Origin of the sequence: Enterobacter quasihormaechei (genome assembly GCF_004331385.1) — a bacterium.
Lineage (GTDB): Bacteria > Pseudomonadota > Gammaproteobacteria > Enterobacterales > Enterobacteriaceae > Enterobacter > Enterobacter quasihormaechei.
In genome coordinates this window covers 39,336-56,140 of sequence record NZ_SJON01000015.1, presented here as the reverse complement: position 1 = coordinate 56,140, position 16,805 = coordinate 39,336, and the positions used below count along the sequence as shown (strand labels likewise).

At 57.7% G+C, this 16,805-nt stretch carries 11 protein-coding genes and 1 pseudogene; 5 read left to right on the top strand and 7 right to left on the bottom strand.

Annotated features, from left to right (window positions below):
- The first annotated feature begins 17 nt into the window (after positions 1–17).
- The 3 genes and pseudogenes from sspA to E0L16_RS17265 form a co-directional block, all read left to right on the top strand.
- Positions 18–656, top strand: a complete 639-nt coding sequence (gene sspA / locus E0L16_RS17275) for a stringent starvation protein SspA (protein WP_014071978.1) — start codon at positions 18–20, stop codon at positions 654–656.
- A gap of 5 nt (positions 657–661) precedes the next feature.
- Positions 662–1,162 (top strand): ClpXP protease specificity-enhancing factor, encoded by a 501-nt coding sequence (sspB, locus tag E0L16_RS17270; protein ID WP_063867931.1) that lies wholly within the window; start codon positions 662–664, stop codon positions 1,160–1,162.
- Between the two features lie 104 nt (positions 1,163–1,266).
- Positions 1,267–1,572, top strand: a pseudogene (locus E0L16_RS17265) (MFS transporter); the annotation flags it as partial.
- A gap of 90 nt (positions 1,573–1,662) precedes the next feature.
- Here the strand turns inward: E0L16_RS17265 and E0L16_RS17260 are convergent.
- The 4 genes from E0L16_RS17260 to gltB form a co-directional block, all read right to left on the bottom strand.
- Entirely contained in the window at positions 1,663–2,943 is a 1,281-nt protein-coding gene (locus E0L16_RS17260; RefSeq protein ID WP_131637530.1) for a cytosine deaminase, read from the bottom strand.
- Positions 2,933–4,183 (bottom strand): cytosine permease, encoded by a 1,251-nt coding sequence (gene codB / locus E0L16_RS17255; protein ID WP_112791866.1) that lies wholly within the window; start codon positions 4,181–4,183, stop codon positions 2,933–2,935. Before codB ends, E0L16_RS17260 begins: the two co-directional genes overlap by 11 nt.
- Positions 4,184–4,369: 186 nt before the next feature.
- Complete coding sequence (gene gltD / locus E0L16_RS17250; RefSeq protein ID WP_063451012.1) at positions 4,370–5,788, bottom strand: glutamate synthase subunit GltD; 1,419 nt, start codon at positions 5,786–5,788, stop codon at positions 4,370–4,372.
- Positions 5,789–5,797: 9 nt separating this feature from the next.
- Positions 5,798–10,258 (bottom strand): glutamate synthase large subunit, encoded by a 4,461-nt coding sequence (gltB, locus tag E0L16_RS17245; RefSeq protein WP_131637528.1) that lies wholly within the window; start codon positions 10,256–10,258, stop codon positions 5,798–5,800.
- 687 nt (positions 10,259–10,945) lie between these two features.
- On the opposite strand from gltB, the gene mnmL reads away from it, so the two are divergent.
- Complete coding sequence (gene mnmL / locus E0L16_RS17240) at positions 10,946–11,887, top strand: tRNA modification radical SAM protein MnmL/YtqA (RefSeq protein ID WP_131637556.1); 942 nt, start codon at positions 10,946–10,948, stop codon at positions 11,885–11,887.
- On the opposite strand, the gene E0L16_RS17235 is transcribed toward mnmL, so the two are convergent.
- A complete protein-coding gene (locus E0L16_RS17235) occupies positions 11,867–13,369 on the bottom strand; it encodes a helicase HerA-like C-terminal domain-containing protein (protein ID WP_131637526.1) in 1,503 nt (500 codons plus the stop codon). The genes mnmL and E0L16_RS17235 overlap by 21 nt on opposite strands.
- 137 nt (positions 13,370–13,506) lie before the next feature.
- Between E0L16_RS17235 and E0L16_RS17230 the strand changes: the two genes are divergently transcribed.
- A complete protein-coding gene (locus E0L16_RS17230) occupies positions 13,507–15,144 on the top strand; it encodes a dihydroxyacetone kinase subunit DhaK (RefSeq protein ID WP_131637524.1) in 1,638 nt (545 codons plus the stop codon).
- A 46-nt stretch (positions 15,145–15,190) separates the two neighbouring features.
- Here E0L16_RS17230 and ahr read toward each other — a convergent pair whose 3' ends face one another.
- Both ahr and E0L16_RS17220 read right to left on the bottom strand, forming a co-directional pair.
- The gene (gene ahr, locus E0L16_RS17225) at positions 15,191–16,210 is read right to left on the bottom strand and encodes an NADPH-dependent aldehyde reductase Ahr (RefSeq protein WP_063867558.1); all 1,020 of its coding nucleotides are present in this window, start codon (positions 16,208–16,210) and stop codon (positions 15,191–15,193) included.
- Positions 16,211–16,293: 83 nt separating this feature from the next.
- The gene (locus E0L16_RS17220) at positions 16,294–16,797 is read right to left on the bottom strand and encodes a GNAT family N-acetyltransferase (RefSeq protein WP_131637522.1); all 504 of its coding nucleotides are present in this window, start codon (positions 16,795–16,797) and stop codon (positions 16,294–16,296) included.
- Positions 16,798–16,805: the final 8 nt, after the last annotated feature.

Sequence of the window (16,805 nt, the reverse complement as noted above, 5' to 3'; positions counted from 1 at the left end):
TATACCTGGAGGTTTTCATGGCTGTCGCTGCCAACAAACGTTCGGTAATGACGCTGTTTTCTGGTCCTACTGACATTTATAGCCATCAGGTTCGTATCGTGCTGGCCGAGAAGGGTGTCAGTTTTGAGATCGAGCATGTGGAAAAGGATAACCCGCCTCAGGATCTGATCGATCTCAACCCGAGCCAAAGCGTACCGACGCTGGTGGATCGCGAGCTGACCCTGTGGGAATCCCGTATCATTATGGAATACCTGGATGAGCGTTTCCCGCATCCGCCACTGATGCCTGTTTATCCTGTTGCGCGTGGTGAAAGCCGCCTGTACATGCAGCGTATCGAGAAAGACTGGTACACGCTGATGAACGTTATCGTCAACGGTTCCTCTTCAGAAGCAGATGCTGCGCGTAAACAGCTGCGTGAAGAGCTGCTGGCGATTGCGCCGGTATTTGGTCAAAAACCGTTCTTCCTGAGCGACGAGTTCAGCCTGGTAGATTGCTACCTGGCGCCGTTGCTGTGGCGTCTGCCAACCCTGGGCGTGGAGTTCAGCGGCCCGGGCGCGAAAGAGCTGAAAGGCTACATGACGCGCGTCTTTGAGCGCGACTCTTTCCTGGCATCCTTAACTGAACCGGAGCGCGAAATGCGTCTCGGCCGAGGCTAATGACTGTGGAAATGTCACAACTTACCCCACGCCGTCCGTATCTGCTGCGCGCCTTCTATGAATGGCTGCTGGATAACCAGCTCACGCCGCACCTGGTTGTGGATGTGACGTTGCCGGGCGTGCAGGTTCCAATGGAATACGCACGTGACGGACAGATTGTACTGAATATTGCGCCACGTGCAGTGGGTAATCTGGAGCTGGCTAACGACGAAGTGCGCTTTAATGCGCGTTTCGGCGGCGTCCCGCGTCAGGTTTCCGTTCCGCTGGCTGCGGTTCTGGCTATCTATGCCCGAGAAAACGGTGCAGGCACCATGTTCGAGCCGGAAGCGGCTTATGATGAAGAGGTCGCCAGCCTGAATGACGATGACGCATCCGATGAACGCGAAAGCGACCCGGTCATGTCGGTGATTGATGGCGACAAGCCCGATCGTCAGGACGACGACGAGGGTCCGGATGATGAACCGCCACCGCGCGGTGGTCGTCCCGCACTGCGCGTTGTGAAATAAACAAACAGGCCCGACGGGCCTGTTTTGCTTTTTGCCCCTTTTCGCCCCCTCTAATTTCCTGTGCTATGATGCAGCGTTTTCCTTCAATGGCACCGGACTGCAATGAAACCGACCAGCGTGCGGCGGGTCTGGGCTTTACCTATAACGTCGGGGCGCTGGGCGGGGCGATCGCCCCGGTGATTGGCGCGCTGCTGTCGCAGAATATGGCGCTGGGCACAGCCCTGGGCTCGCTCTCCTTCGGCCTGACCTTTGTGGTGGTCCTGCTGATTGGGCTGGATATGCCGTCCCGCGTTCAGCGCTGGCTGCGGCCGGAGGCGATTCGAACCCACGACGCCATCGACGGTAAACCTTTCAGCGGAGCCGTCCCGTTTGGCGGCGATAAAAGCGCTTTAGCCAAAAGCAAAAGTTAATCTGCTGGAAAAAACGGCAGGCCGTTAGCTCCGCCGTGAGGATATCTTTATGTACGCGATGACGTTTGCCACGCGGTTTCCAACCCAGAATTAGCGCTTAAACGTCACCGCTTCCGGCTGCGTCAGGTGCACGGTGGTCTGGCTGGGCACCGTCTCGGCAATCACCTTGCCGTGGCGAACAGAGTATCGTGCCGGCGTCTGGCGACGAACGGCATCAAACCCATTCTCTGCCGGAAGGATCACCAGGTTTGCTGAATTCCCAACGCGCACGCCATAGTCCTGCAAATTGAGCGTTTTCGCGCTGTGGGTAGTGATCAGGTTAAGCCCATCGTTTATTTGCCCGTAGCCCATCAGTTGGCAGACGTGCAGCCCCATATGCAGAACCTGAAGCATATTCGCGGTTCCCAGCGGATACCACGGATCGAAAACGTCGTCATGACCAAAGCAGACGTTGATCTCCGCTTCCAGCATCTCTTTGACGCGCGTGATGCCGCGGCGTTTGGGGTAGGTATCGAAACGGCCCTGCAAATGCGTGTTAACCAGCGGGTTTGCCACGAAGTTAATGCCTGACATTTTTAACAGGCGAAACAGCCGGGACGTATACGCGCCATTATAGGAGTGCATCGCCGTGGTATGGCTGGCGGTCACGCGCGAACCCATTCCGTCACGATGTGCCAGGGCGGCAACGGTTTCAACGAAGCGCGACTGCTCATCATCAATTTCATCACAGTGGACATCGATCAGGCGGTCATACTTTCTGGCCAAAGAAAACGTTTTATGCAGCGACTCCACGCCATATTCACGCGTAAATTCAAAGTGGGGGATTGCGCCGATGACATCCGCCCCTAAACGTACAGCTTCCTCAAGCAGTGCTTCTCCGTTCGGATAAGAAAGAATGCCTTCCTGCGGGAATGCCACAATTTGCATATCGACCCACGGAGCGACTTCCTGCTTCACCTCCAGCATGGCTTTCAGTGCCGTAAGCGTGGGGTCCGAGACGTCAACGTGTGTACGTACGTACTGAATGCCGTTGGCGATCTGCCACTTCAGGGTCTGCATCGCGCGGGTTTTAACGTCTTCGTGGGTGAGCATCGCCTTACGTTCGGCCCAGCGCTCGATTCCCTCGAAAAGGGTGCCTGACTGATTCCAGTTCGGTTCACCCGCCGTTTGCGTTGTATCCAGATGGATATGCGGTTCGATGAAAGGAGGGATAACCAGCCCGCATTCGGCGTCCAGCACCTGACCGACTGGCGCAGAGGCGGTTTCCTGAGGATCGATACGGCTGAAGCGTCCGTTCTCAATCGTGATCTGCCATAAAGCTTCCTGCCCCTGCAAACGGGCCTGACGGATAGTGAGGGAATTATTCTGCATGGGAAGCCTCCGAAGGATTAGCAAGGGTACGTTTGGCGAATGGGTTTAACACCAAATAGCTGAAGACGCCACCCAATACTGCGTTAACGGGGACAATTCCCGGAATGTAGTGCCCGGCAGCAACACCCAGGGCGACCGAGAAAATGGCAATCCAGTTAACGGACACAAATTTTGCGTGGTCGAAGCTGGCATAGCGGCGGCGATTAATCAGATAGTCGGCGATAATCACCCCGCCAATCGGCGGAATCGCTGCCGACAAAAAGGTCAGCCAGCCAACGAAGTTGTTGTATAGCCACAGCGCGCACAGCGTACCGATAATGCCATTCATCACCGACAGCGTACGGCTGGAAAGGCCAGTAATATTGGCGAAACCCAGACCAGAGGCGTACAGCGCGTTGTCATTGGTGGTCCAGATATTCAGGCCGAGAACGACAATCGCCGGCAGCAGCAGTCCCTGGGCGATCATCACGTCAGAAATATCGGCCTGTCCTACGGCGGCAGCGCCTGCCGCACCGAAGATAAACATCAGCGAGTTGCCAAGGAAAAATGCCACCATCGCCACCAGAACGGCCCCTTTGGCATTGCGGCCAAAGCGGACGAAGTCGGCGGTCAGCGTGCCTGCGCTGATAAACGAACCTACAACCAGCGCCAGCGCGCTGGAAAAGTTGAGCGGCGTCTGCGGCACAATGGATTTGAGGTGGTCCAATCCTCCCACGCCGTCCACCGCCAGCCAGACGGAGTAGCTACCCAGGATGACGATAGCGGGTACGGCGATGATGGATAAAATCGTCAGTGCCGAGATGCCAAAAAAAATGGTCAACGTCATCAACAAGCCGGAAACCGCAATCAGGATGTTCACGTCGATGCCCGTGGCTTTACTCACCGGGATGGCAAACATCGCTACGCCGACGCCAAACCATCCTACCTGCGTACCGCCTAAAAGCATGGAGGGAAGCCAGGACCCTTTTATACCGAACGAGTAACGCGCAAGAAGATGGGTTGAGAGGCCGGTTTTCGCGCCAATGTAACCAAGAAAAGCAGTGTAAATACCGAGGAGGAGATTGCCGAAGAGAACTGCGAGGAAGAAATCATTATAGGAAAGACCGGTACCGAGCGTGCCTCCGGTCCACATACTGGCGGAAAAAAACGTTAACCCTAACATCACAAAAGTGAGTGGAACCACGCCTTTCCGCGCCGCCAGAGGAACGGGGCCCTGGCTATAATTGTTATCTTGCGACACAACGCCTCCTTGAATTTTGGCCAAAAAATCCGCCGCATAATATACATTTTTTTCGACAATGCAAACGTTTACGTCGGGATTTACGCTGCTTTTTAGGGGTAGAGGGTATCGTTGACTAAGGGTAGGTTACTGAAAACAGACTCCCCGGCGTTCGGCGTTATGCTTCTGCCGGGGAGTCAGAGGGGCTTACACTTCCAGGAAGTTCATGATCCCGTCAGCCGCTTTACGCCCTTCGGCAATCGCGGTAACCACCAGGTCTGAACCGCGAACGATATCGCCACCGGCGAAGATTTTCGGGTTGCTGGTCTGGAAGGCGTTGTCGCTGCCTTCCGGCGCAATCACGCGGCCCTGAGAGTCCAGCTCTACGCTGTGCTTCGCCAGCCACTCCATGCTGTGAGGGCGGAAACCAAACGCCATCACCACGGCGTCGGCCGGGATCACGTGCTCAGAGCCTGCCACGATCTCCGCGCGACGACGGCCTTTCGCATCCGGCGCGCCCATCTCGGTGCGCGCCATCTTCACGCCGCTCACCTTACCGTTGGCGTTCACTTCAATGCCCAGAGGCTGGATGTTGAACTGGAACTCCACGCCCTCTTCACGCGCGTTTTTCACTTCGCGCTTAGAGCCCGGCATGTTCTCTTCGTCACGACGGTAGGCGCAGATAACGTGCGCCGCGTTTTGACGAATGGACGTACGCACGCAGTCCATCGCGGTATCACCGCCGCCCAGCACGACAACGCGTTTACCTTCCATGCTGACAAACGGCTCGTCAGCAGTTTCGCCGTAGCCCATCAGCTGTTTGGTGTTAGCAATCAGGAACGGCAGCGCGTCGTACACGCCTGGCGCATCTTCGTTCTCCAGACCACCGCGCATGGACTGATAGGTGCCCACGCCCAGGAACACGGCGTCGTAATCCTTCAGCAGATCGTCGAGCTGCACGTCGCGGCCCACTTCGGTGTTGAGTTTGAACTCAATGCCCATGCCGGTGAAGATTTCACGGCGGCGGGTCATCACCTCTTTTTCCAGCTTGAAGGCCGGGATGCCGAAGGTCAGCAGGCCGCCGATTTCCGGATGACGGTCAAAAACCACCGCCTTCACGCCGTTGCGTGTCAGCACGTCGGCACAGGCGAGGCCTGCCGGACCCGCACCGACGATCGCCACGCGCTTGTCGGTTTGACGCACGCCGGTCATATCCGGACGCCAGCCCATCTCGAAGGCTTTATCGTTGATATAGCGTTCGATGTTGCCGATGGTCACCGCACCAAACTCGTCGTTCAGCGTACAGGAGCCTTCGCACAGGCGATCCTGAGGACACACGCGCCCGCACACTTCCGGCAGGGTGTTGGTCTGGTGAGACAGCTCGGCGGCTTCAAAAATACGCCCTTCGTTGGCCAGCTTCAGCCAGTTCGGAATGTAGTTATGGACCGGACATTTCCATTCGCAGTAAGGGTTACCGCAGGACAGGCAGCGGTCTGCCTGTGCTTTGGCCTGGCCTTCTGAAAACGGCTCATAGATTTCAACAAATTCAATTTTACGGATCTTCAGCGGTTTCTTTGGCGGATCAACACGCTGCAGGTCGATAAACTGGTATACGTTCTGGCTCATCTGAATTCCTTACTGCGCCTGCACGCGCAGCTCTGCTGCGCTACGACTACGGTGACCCAACAGGGCTTTAACATCGCTGGACTTCGGCTTAACCAGCGCGAATTTCGCAGAGAACGCTGGCCAGTTCGCCAGGATCTCTTCGCCGCGCGAAGAACCGGTATGCTGCACGTGTTCGGTAATCAAACCGCGCAGGTGTTCTTCATGAATGGCCAGCGAATCAACGTCCAGCACTTCCACCAGTTCCGGGTTCACGCGCTTGCGGAACTCACCGTCTTCATCCAGCACGTAGGCAAAACCGCCCGTCATGCCGGCGCCAAAGTTCACGCCGGTTTTACCCAGGACGCACACTATTCCGCCCGTCATGTATTCGCAGCCGTTATCGCCGATGCCTTCCACCACGGTGATGGCACCGGAGTTACGCACCGCAAAACGTTCGCCCGCACGGCCCGCGGCAAACAGACGACCGCCGGTCGCACCGTACAGACAGGTGTTGCCGATGATGCTGGCTTCATGGCTGCGGAAGGCTGAACCGACCGGAGGACGCACCGCCAGCAGACCGCCCGCCATGCCTTTGCCGACGTAGTCGTTGGCATCGCCGGTCAGGTATAACTCAACGCCGCCGGCGTTCCACACGCCGAAGCTCTGGCCCGCGGTACCGCTGAAGTGCGCGGTAATCGGATCCGATGCCAGCCCCTGGTCACCGTGCGTTTGCGCGATGTAGCCGGAGAGGGACGCGCCGACAGAACGGTCGGTGTTGCGGATATCAAACCAGAACGTTTTGCTCTGCTTCTCGTCCACATACGGCTTCGCCTGTTGCAGCAGCTGCGCGTTCAGCACGCCGTTGTCGAACGGCGGGTTGTTCTCGGTGCAGTAAACCGCTTTGCCAGGATGCGGCTCAGCCGTTTCCAGCAGCTTAGACAGCTCCAGCTTCTGCTGCTTGGCGGTGAAGCCTTCCAGCTCTTTCAGCAGGTCGGTACGGCCAATCAGATCCACCAGACGCTTCACGCCCAGCTGCGCCATCAGCTCGCGGGTTTCACGGGCGATGAAGTCAAAGTAGTTGGTCACTTTGAACGGCAGGCCGTGATAGTGATTCTTACGCAGCTTCTCGTCCTGGGTTGCAACGCCGGTTGCGCAGTTGTTCAGGTGGCAAATACGCAGGTATTTACAGCCGAGCGCAACCATCGGGCTGGTACCGAAGCCGAAGCTTTCCGCACCCAGAATCGCCGCTTTGATGATGTCGAGGCCGGTTTTCAGACCGCCGTCCACCTGCAAACGGATCTTGTGACGCAGACCGTTAGCCACCAGCGCCTGCTGGGTTTCCACCAGGCCAAGCTCCCACGGGCAGCCCGCGTATTTCACGGAGGAGAGCGGGCTTGCGCCGGTGCCGCCGTCGTAGCCGGCAATGGTGATCAGATCCGCATAGGCTTTCGCCACGCCGGTGGCGATGGTGCCGACGCCCGGCTCGGAAACCAGCTTCACGGAGATCATCGCTTTCGGGTTGACCTGCTTCAGGTCGAAAATGAGCTGCGCCAGATCCTCGATAGAGTAGATATCGTGGTGCGGCGGCGGGGAAATCAGCGTCACGCCCGGCACCGAGTAGCGCAGTTTGGCGATGTACGGGGTGACTTTATCACCCGGCAACTGACCGCCTTCGCCCGGTTTTGCACCCTGAGCGACCTTAATCTGGATCACGTCGGCGTTAACCAGGTAGGCAGGGGTTACGCCAAAGCGGCCGGACGCCACCTGCTTGATGCGCGACACTTTGTTGGTGCCGTAACGGGCCGGATCTTCACCGCCCTCGCCGGAGTTGGAGTTGCCGCCGATGCTGTTCATGGCTTCCGCCAGCGCTTCGTGCGCTTCCGGGCTCAGCGCGCCGATGGACATCGCCGCGGTATCGAAGCGTTTGAACAGCTCGGATGCAGGCTCAACTTCGTCAACGCTGACCGCTTCATCGCCCGGATTGAGGGCAATAAGGTCGCGCAGCGTCGCTGCCGGACGGTTGTTCACCAGCTCGGCATACTGCTGATAATCGCTATATTCGCCGCTCTGTACCGCCTGTTGCAGCGTGCGCACCACGTCCGGGTTGTAGGCGTGATATTCGCCGCCGTGAACGTATTTCAGCAGGCCGCCCTGTTCCAGCGGCTTACGTGCCAGCCAGGCGCGCTTCGACAGGTTCACCAGATCCTGCTGGAAGTCAGCAAAACCGGCCCCGCCGATGCGGCTGACCACGCCCTGGAAGCAGAGGTTGGCGACGTCGTCGTGCAGGCCGACCGCTTCAAACAGCTTCGAGCAGCGGTAAGAGGCAATGGTCGAGATGCCCATTTTGGACATGATCTTGTACAGGCCTTTGTTGATGCCGTTACGGTAGTTCAGCATCACCGTGCGGTAATCTTTGTCGATGGCGCGGGTGTCTACCAGGCGGGCCAGCGTTTCGTATGCCAGGTATGGATAGATCGCCGTCGCACCAAAGCCTAACAGCACGGCAAAGTGGTGCGGATCGCGGGCGCTGGCGGTTTCCACAATGATGTTCGCATCGCAGCGCAGGCTCTTGTCGACCAGACGCGTCTGGATAGCCCCCACCGCCATTGGCGCAGGCACCGGCAGACGGTTTTTCGCAATGTTACGGTCAGACAGCACCAGCAGAACGGTGCCGTTACGCACCATCTGCTCGGCTTTGTCACACAGCGCATTCACCGTCTCTTCGAGGCTCGTTTCGGTCACGTCGAAGGTGATATCGAGCGTGTCGGCGCGGTAGTGCTCCTCGGTCATGGTGGTGAGCTGTTTAAAATCAGAGTACAGCAGGATCGGCGATTTAAAGGTCAGACGGTGCGCCTGGCCTTCGGCTTCGCAGAAGACGTTCATCTCACGGCCGATGCTGGTGGCCAGCGACATCACGTGGGCTTCACGCAGCGGATCGATTGGCGGGTTGGTCACCTGCGCAAACTGCTGACGGAAATAGTCGTAAATAATGCGCGGCTGGCTGGAGAGCACGGCGAACGGGGTATCGTCACCCATCGAGCCGACCGCTTCCTGGCCGTTTTCGCCGAGCACGCGAATAACCGAGTCCAGCTCTTCCGCGCTGTAGTTAAACTGCTTCTGGAAGCTTGCGAGGGTATCGTCGTCCATCTCGCGGCTGCCCACTTCGTCGTCAGACAGATCTTCGAACGGCACCAGGCGACGGACGTTTTTCGCCATCCACTCTTTATACGGATGGCGGCTTTTCAGATCGTTATCGGTTTCCGCAGAGTGCAGAATACGGCCGCCGCGGGTATCGATCACCATCAGCTCGCCCGGACCGACGCGGCCTTTCTCGACCACTTCGTCAGGCTGGTAATCCCAGATCCCCACTTCAGAGGCGCAGGTGATGAGCTTGTCTTTGGTGATGACGTAGCGCGCCGGACGCAGACCGTTACGGTCCAGGTTACAGGCAGCGAAGCGACCGTCGGACATCACGATACCTGCCGGACCGTCCCACGGCTCCATGTGCATGGAGTTAAAGTCGAAGAACGCGCGCAGCTCCGGATCCATATCCGGGTTGTTTTGCCAGGCCGGCGGCACGAGCAGACGCATGGCGCGCACGATATCCATCCCGCCCGCCAGCAGCAGTTCCAGCATGTTGTCCATGGAGCTGGAGTCAGAGCCGGTTTCGTTCACGAACGGCGCGGCATCGTGCAGGTCAGGGATCAGCGGGGTCTGGAACTTATAGGTACGAGCACGCGCCCACTGGCGGTTACCGGTGATGGTGTTGATCTCGCCGTTGTGCGCCAGGTAGCGGAACGGCTGAGCCAGCGGCCAGCGTGGTACGGTGTTGGTAGAGAAGCGCTGGTGGAACAGGCAAATGGCCGATTCCAGACGCAGGTCCGCCAGGTCCAGGTAGAAGCGCGGCAGGTCAGCCGGCATACACAGACCTTTATAGATGTTCACCAGGTTAGAGAGGCTACAGACGTAGAACTCTTTATCGTCCTGGAGACGTTTTTCAATGCGGCGACGGGCGATAAACAGACGGCGTTCCATATCGCGCGGACGCCAGCCCGCAGGCGCGTTAACGAAAATCTGCTCAATACGAGGCAGCGAGGAGAGGGCGATTTCACCGAGTACCCCTTCGTTGGTTGGCACATCGCGCCAGCCGACAATCGACAGGGTTTCGCGCTGAAGTTCTTCTTCAACGATGCGGCGTGAGGCGGCAGCCTTTTCAGGATCCTGATTCAGGAACAGCATGCCGACAGCGTAGTTTTTGGCTAAACGCCAGCCGCGCTCTTCCGCCACGATGCGGAAGAAACGATCCGGTTTTTGCAGCAGCAGGCCGCAACCGTCGCCGGTTTTACCATCGGCAAGGATTGCGCCACGGTGCTGCATACGGGCCAGTGCGTGAATAGCGGTACGCACTACCTTGTGGCTAGGTTCGCCTTCTATGTGGGCGATCAGGCCGAAACCACAGTTATCCTTCTCAAGGGATTTATCGTACAACATATCAGTGAACCTCCCCAGGCTCGTCGGGCTTCCCACTGAACTTTACCGTGGCGCACAGGCGCAGAAAGAGCATGGCGACGGGGTTTGCGTTTCATACGCGGACCTCGCATTCGCCCTCTTTTTCATCCTTTCGCGCAGGTAAACAAGTTTGAGGACTTGCTTCAGAGGGAATCTCAATTACTGCATAAATATGATGAGCAGGCCGCTCATCCAGAAAGCTTCCAGCGGATTTCCAACTTATCGGGAATTAGTACACAGGTCAAATGGCAATCTTATTTATAAAAAAATGTGCTAAAGCGTAATTATCCTTTTGTTTTTATTGGTTATTTAACTAATTTTACAACCACGTAAAGCGTCAGGAAGGTGCAGGGGAGTGTGATCTGACTCACTATATGAAAGCGGTATTATTGATGCAGCATGCTGAAATGCGGATTTATGGCAGAATAATAATCTGGTGCAGTGTTCGAACCCGCATAAAATCACTGTTTTTCAGTCCTGGCGCTATAAATGAAAAAAACCATCAGAACATAAGGAAAAGTAATTACGTGGTGGATGAATGAAATCTCGGTAATCGTGATTATTTATTCAAATAGGTAAAGGCCGTCCTGGGCGATTGATCCAGGTCATCGCCGACAGAGGCTAAAAATGGCAGGCTTGTCCCCTTTCTTCGGGACGGTCTATCAGATTATGCAGTTACAGAAATTAGTCAATATGTTTGGTGGGGATCTTTTGCAGCGTTACGGGCAAAAGGTGCATAAGCTGACGCTGCACGGCGGCTTTAGCTGTCCGAACCGCGACGGTACCATCGGGCGTGGTGGCTGCACGTTCTGCAACGTGGCGTCGTTTGCTGACGAAGCCCAGCAGCATAAATCTATCGCAGAACAGCTCGCGCATCAGGCCAGCCTCGTGAACCGTGCCAGGCAATATCTGGCCTATTTTCAGGCCTACACCAGCACATGGGCGGAGGTTCAGGTTTTACGCTCTATGTATCAGCAGGCGGTCGCTCAGGCGAATATTGTCGGGCTGTGCGTGGGTACGCGCCCGGACTGCGTACCGGAGGCGGTGCTGGATTTACTTAGCGAGTACAGAGAGAAGGGCTACGAGATCTGGCTGGAGCTGGGCTTGCAGACCGCGCACGATAAAACCCTGCACCGTATCAATCGCGGGCATGATTTCGCCTGCTACCAGCGCACCACGCGTCTCGCCCGCGAGCGTGGCCTGAAAGTCTGTTCGCATCTGATTGTCGGCTTGCCCGGAGAAGGGCAGCAGCATGGCCTGGAGACGCTGGAAAAAGTGGTTGAGACCGGCGTGGACGGGATCAAGCTGCATCCGCTGCACATCGTGAAGGGCAGCATAATGGCGAAAGCCTGGGAAGCGGGGCGGTTAAGCGGTATTGAACTCGACGACTATACGGTGACGGCGGGGGAGATGATTCGCCACACGCCGCCGGATATTGTTTATCACCGTATCTCGGCAAGCGCCCGCCGCCCAACGCTTCTGGCACCGCTGTGGTGCGAGAACCGCTGGACGGGGATGGTAGAAATTGACCGTTATCTGCGTGAACACGGTGTGCAGGGGTCGGCGCTGGGCCGCCCGTGGGTTCCCCCGCTACCGGCGACGGCCGCCTAGCAGACTTCCCAGCATGCCGCGCACTATCTGATTGGTAATCTGACGCGTCGCGCTTTTTGCCATGGTCTGCACTACGCCATCGCGCTTGCCGCCGCGTGGCCCGGTGCTGCCGAACAGAATATCTTTCAGCCCGCCGAGAATACCGTCATCCACGGCGACAGATTGCCCTTTGGCGGCAGGCGCTTCCTGCGATTCGGCAGTCGCCTGCACCCCTTTTTGCAGCATCTCGAACGCGGATTCGCGATCCACCTCGTCTTCATACTTCCCGTAGAGGGGAGAGTGGTTAATCAGGCTGTTGCGTTCATCGTCCGTCACCGGCCCCATGCGCGAGCAGGGCGCGATCACCATGGCGCGCTCGACAACTGTCGGGCTGCCTTTTGCGTCCAGGAACGAAATCAGCGCTTCGCCGGTGCCTAACGCCTGAATGGCCGCTTCGGTATCAAAGGCCGGATTGGCACGCATGGTTTGCGCGGCGGCCTTGACGGCTTTCTGATCTTTCGGCGTGAAGGCGCGCAGGGCGTGCTGTACGCGGTTACCCAGCTGTCCCAGCACGTTGTCAGGAATATCCGACGGGTTTTGCGACACAAACCAGACCCCAACGCCTTTGGAGCGGATCAGGCGGATAACCTGTTCAATTTTATCCAGCAGCACCTGCGGCGCGTCGTTGAACAGCAGGTGCGCTTCGTCAAAGAAGAAGACCAGTTTGGGTTTTTCCAGATCGCCTGCTTCCGGCAGCTGTTCGTAAAGCTCAGAGAGCATCCACAGCAGGCTGGCGGCGTAGAGCTTCGGCATCTGGTAGAGCTTTTCTGAACTCAGAATGTTGATAATGCCTTTGCCGTTGCTGTCGGTGCGCATCCAGTCCTTGATATCCAGCATCGGCTCGCCGAAGAAGTGCTCGGCACCCTGCTGCTCCAGCGTCAGTAGCCCGCGCTGAATGGCACCGACAGAGGCGCTGCTGATATTGCCGTACTGGTTCTGGAAGGATTTGGCGTTATCGCCGATGTACTGGGTGATAGCGCGCAGATCTTTGAAATCAAGCAGCAGCAGCCCCTGATCGTCGGCGATACGGAAGATGATGTTCAGCACCCCGGACTGCACGTCGTTAAGATTAAGCAGGCGGGCCAGCAGCAAAGGACCGAGATCGGAGACGGTGGCGCGCACCGGATGCCCTTTTTCGCCGAAGATATCCCATAGCACGACAGGATTGCCGTGCGGCGTCCAGTCCGTGATGCCGATATTTTTCAGGCGCTCGAGCAGTTTTTCTGATGCCGTACCTTCCTGAGCCACCCCGGTTAAATCGCCCTTCACGTCAGCCATAAAGACCGGCACGCCAATGTCTGACAATGACTCCGCCAGCTTTTGCAGGGTGACGGTTTTCCCCGTCCCCGTCGCGCCTGTGATCAGGCCATGACGGTTCGTCATCGCGGGCAGTAAAAACAGCTCTTTTTCCAGCGTCCTGGCGATTAACAATGGTGTACTCATGATGCACGTCCTCTCGTAGTCCTGGGTGGAGTATAGGCAACCTGACGGCAAAATGTCTGCGTAAATTCCTCACTTTGCGGCGCATTATCCAGTGCGAACTATGCTTTTGCATACGGTAAACAAATTTTTGGGAAACTATGTCCAGATTCTTTTTTAACGACCGCAAACAGCTTGTCAACGACGCCATTGAAGGCATACTCCTCTCCGCGCCGCACGGTAATCTCGTCAAACTCGATATTGATCCGGCCATCCGCGTGGTGGCGCGCGGCGACTGGGATAAAAGCCGCGTGGCGGTGATCTCCGGAGGCGGCTCCGGCCACGAACCGGCGCATGCCGGGTTTGTCGGTAAAGGCATGCTCACCGCCGCGGTGTGTGGCGATCTGTTTGCCTCTCCAAGCGTGGATGCGGTTCTCAACGCCATTGTGGCGGTGACGGGCGATCGTGGCTGCCTGCTGATCGTAAAAAACTATACCGGTGACCGGCTTAACTTTGGTCTGGCCGCGGAGAAAGCCAAACGCTACGGCCTGAAGGTGGAGATGGTTATCGTGGCGGATGACATCGCCCTGCCGGATAACAAGCAGCCGCGCGGCATCGCAGGAACCGCGCTGGTGCACAAGATTGCGGGATATGCGGCAGAGCAGGGGAAATCGCTCACCGAGGTGTGGGATATTGCGCAACAGGCCTGCGATAACCTCTGGAGCCTGGGCGTTGCGATGCAAACCTGCAACCTGCCGGGGAGCGATGACGAAGAAGGGCGGATCAAACAGGGCCACGTGGAGCTGGGGCTGGGTATTCACGGCGAGCCGGGGGCATCGGTGGTGGATACGCAAAACAGCAGGGCGATTATTGACACGCTGGTGACGCCGCTGAAAGCCCAGGCGGGTGAAGGACGCTTTGCGGTGCTAATCAACAACCTCGGCGGCGTGTCCGCGCTGGAGATGGCTCTGCTCACCAAAGAGCTGGCACATTCAGCGCTGAAAGCGGAGATCGCTTACCTGATTGGCCCCGCGCCGCTGGTGAGCGCGCTGGATATGAAAGGCTTTTCGCTGACGCTGTTAAAGCTCAACGATTACGTTGAGAAGGCGATTCACGCCGAGGTTGAGACGCTGGGCTGGCAGAAGCCCGTCGCGTTTGCGCCCCTGCGTACCGTCCCACATAGCGCCCTTTATGACCGCGTGGAATATACTCCTTCGGACAATCCGCAGGTAGGCGGGTTCGTCTCCTCGGTGACGAATACATTGATTCAGCTTGAAAATCGCCTGAACGCGCTGGATGCCAAAGTGGGCGACGGCGATACCGGCTCAACCTTTGCGCAAGGTGCACGGGATATTGCGCAGCGTCTGGAGGAGAACAACCTGCCCCTTAACGACGTGCCGACATTACTCCTGCTGGTGGGTGAGCGGCTGGCTACGGTGATGGGCGGATCGAGCGGCGTATTGATGTCGATCTTCTTTACGGCGGCCGGACAAAAGCTGCATGACGGTCAATCCCTGCCGGATGCGCTGTTGAGCGGGCTGGCGCAGATGAAGCAGTACGGCGGGGCCGATCTCGGGGATCGCACGCTGATCGACGCCCTGCAACCGGCGCTGGAAGCGTTACAGAAAGGCACTGTTCAGGCGGCGGCGCAGGCTGCGCAGCAGGGCGCCGAAGCCACGGCGAAAATGGCGAAAGCGGGAGCGGGACGCTCGTCGTATGTTAACAAGGAAAACCTGGATGGGGTGATGGATCCCGGGGCGGTCGCGGTGGCGGAAGTGTTTAATATATTGGCGCAGTAGCAAAAGTAGGCCGGGTAAGGCGAAGCCGCCACCCGGCAAACTCACATCAGAAATCCGCTTTCAACACCACGCGGTAACGGGCTTTACCGTCGCGCACGTGCTGGATCGCTTCGTTGATTTTCGACATCGGATACAGCTCGGTGGTCGGCGCCACTTTGGTGCGACCGGCAAACTTCATCAGCTTGCGTAACTCATATGGGGTGCCGGTAGCCGAGCCGGATATGCTGCGATCGCCGCCGATCAGGGTAAACGCCGGAACCGGCAGCGGCTTCATCACCGCGCCCACGGTGTGGAAGTTACCGCCGTAGGCCAGCGCTTCAAAGTACGGCTGCCAGTTGAGATCGACGTTGACGGTGTTAATGATCAGGTCAAACTGCCCAGCCAGCGCGTTCAGCGCTTCAGGATCGCGGCTGTTCACCACTTTGTCCGCACCCATCGCCAGCACTTCCTGCTCTTTTGCCGGGTTGGAGCTGAACGCCGTCACTTCACAGCCCATCGCGTGCAGCAGTTTGATGGCAATATGCCCCAGACCGCCAATACCGATTACGCCCACGCGGCTGGTGGCGGTGACGTGGTGCATCAGCAGCGGTTTGAAGACGGTGATACCGCCGCACAGCAGCGGACCTGCGGATTCAATATCAATGCTGTCCGGCAGCGGGATGACCCATTGCCAGTCGGCGCGAAGCTTATCGGCAAAGCCGCCTTTGTTGAGGATGGTAGGAACAGCGCCTTCCGTGCAGTTAACCTGATTACCGCTGATACAGGCGTCGCAGTGGCCGCAGCTGCGTGCCGTCCAGCCGATGCCCACGCGCTGGCCCACTTTCAGCCCTTTGTCCTGCGCGGCGCTGCCGAGCGCCGCAACGCGGCCAATCACTTCGTGTCCGGCAACCAGCGGATAGCTGGAAAAGCCCCATTCGTTGTCGATCATCGAGAGATCCGAGTGGCAGATCCCGCAGTAATCAACCTGTACCTCGACGTCTTCCGCTTTTAGTTCGCCCGCATCGTACTCGTACAGCTCAAGTTCTGCACCCGCCTGCGGTGCGGCGTAGCTTTTTATCTTCGACATCGCGTTTCCCCTTTTTTGGTGTGAACTGAGAGTGTAGAGCATTCAGTTTACAGTCGCTTAACAGAAGACGGCAGGAACGAAACTTACAGACTTTTCAGCATTCTGACTTCGCAGTCCACGTGGCCCGTGCAGCCCAGTGGCGCATCGATGTGCTCAAAGCCCAGATGTTCATACAGGCCAATGGCCTCTTTAAGGAACGCAGTGGTTTCGAGGTAGCAACGTTTAAAGCCCTGTGAGCGTGCATGTTCCAGGGCGATCAGCGCCAGCTTTTTCGCCAGGCCTTGGCCGCGTATCGCTGGCAGAAAATACATTTTCTGTAGTTCACAGATATCCGGCTCGCTGCAAAGCAGGGGGGCAATGCCGCCGCCGCCCACGACCTGTCCGTCCTGCTCGATGACCCAGTACGCATGACCCGGCTGGCTGTACAGCTGATAAAGTTCGTCCAGATTCGGGTCGGCCACGGTGTAGCCTTTGTCGGCGGTCAGACCATATTCGGCAGAGACCGTGCGGATAACGGCGGCGATAGCCGGGTTGTCTTGCTCAGCAATCCGACGCATTGTCGTGGCGACGGGGGTAATCACGCTCATAGCATTAC

What these genes read in the sequence shown, in the direction of transcription:
- sspA (WP_014071978.1), top strand. Translation starts at nt 18, where the DNA reads ATGGCTGTCGCTGCCAACAAACGTTCGGTAATGACGCTGTTTTCTGGT.
- E0L16_RS17260 (WP_131637530.1), bottom strand. Translation starts at nt 2,943, where the DNA reads ATGCAGAATAATTCCCTCACTATCCGTCAGGCCCGTTTGCAGGGGCAG.
- gltD (WP_063451012.1), bottom strand. Translation starts at nt 5,788, where the DNA reads ATGAGCCAGAACGTATACCAGTTTATCGACCTGCAGCGTGTTGATCCG.
- gltB (WP_131637528.1), bottom strand. Translation starts at nt 10,258, where the DNA reads ATGTTGTACGATAAATCCCTTGAGAAGGATAACTGTGGTTTCGGCCTG.
- mnmL (WP_131637556.1), top strand. Translation starts at nt 10,946, where the DNA reads ATGCAGTTACAGAAATTAGTCAATATGTTTGGTGGGGATCTTTTGCAG.
- E0L16_RS17235 (WP_131637526.1), bottom strand. Translation starts at nt 13,369, where the DNA reads ATGAGTACACCATTGTTAATCGCCAGGACGCTGGAAAAAGAGCTGTTT.
- E0L16_RS17230 (WP_131637524.1), top strand. Translation starts at nt 13,507, where the DNA reads ATGTCCAGATTCTTTTTTAACGACCGCAAACAGCTTGTCAACGACGCC.
- ahr (WP_063867558.1), bottom strand. Translation starts at nt 16,210, where the DNA reads ATGTCGAAGATAAAAAGCTACGCCGCACCGCAGGCGGGTGCAGAACTT.
- E0L16_RS17220 (WP_131637522.1), bottom strand. Translation starts at nt 16,797, where the DNA reads ATGAGCGTGATTACCCCCGTCGCCACGACAATGCGTCGGATTGCTGAG.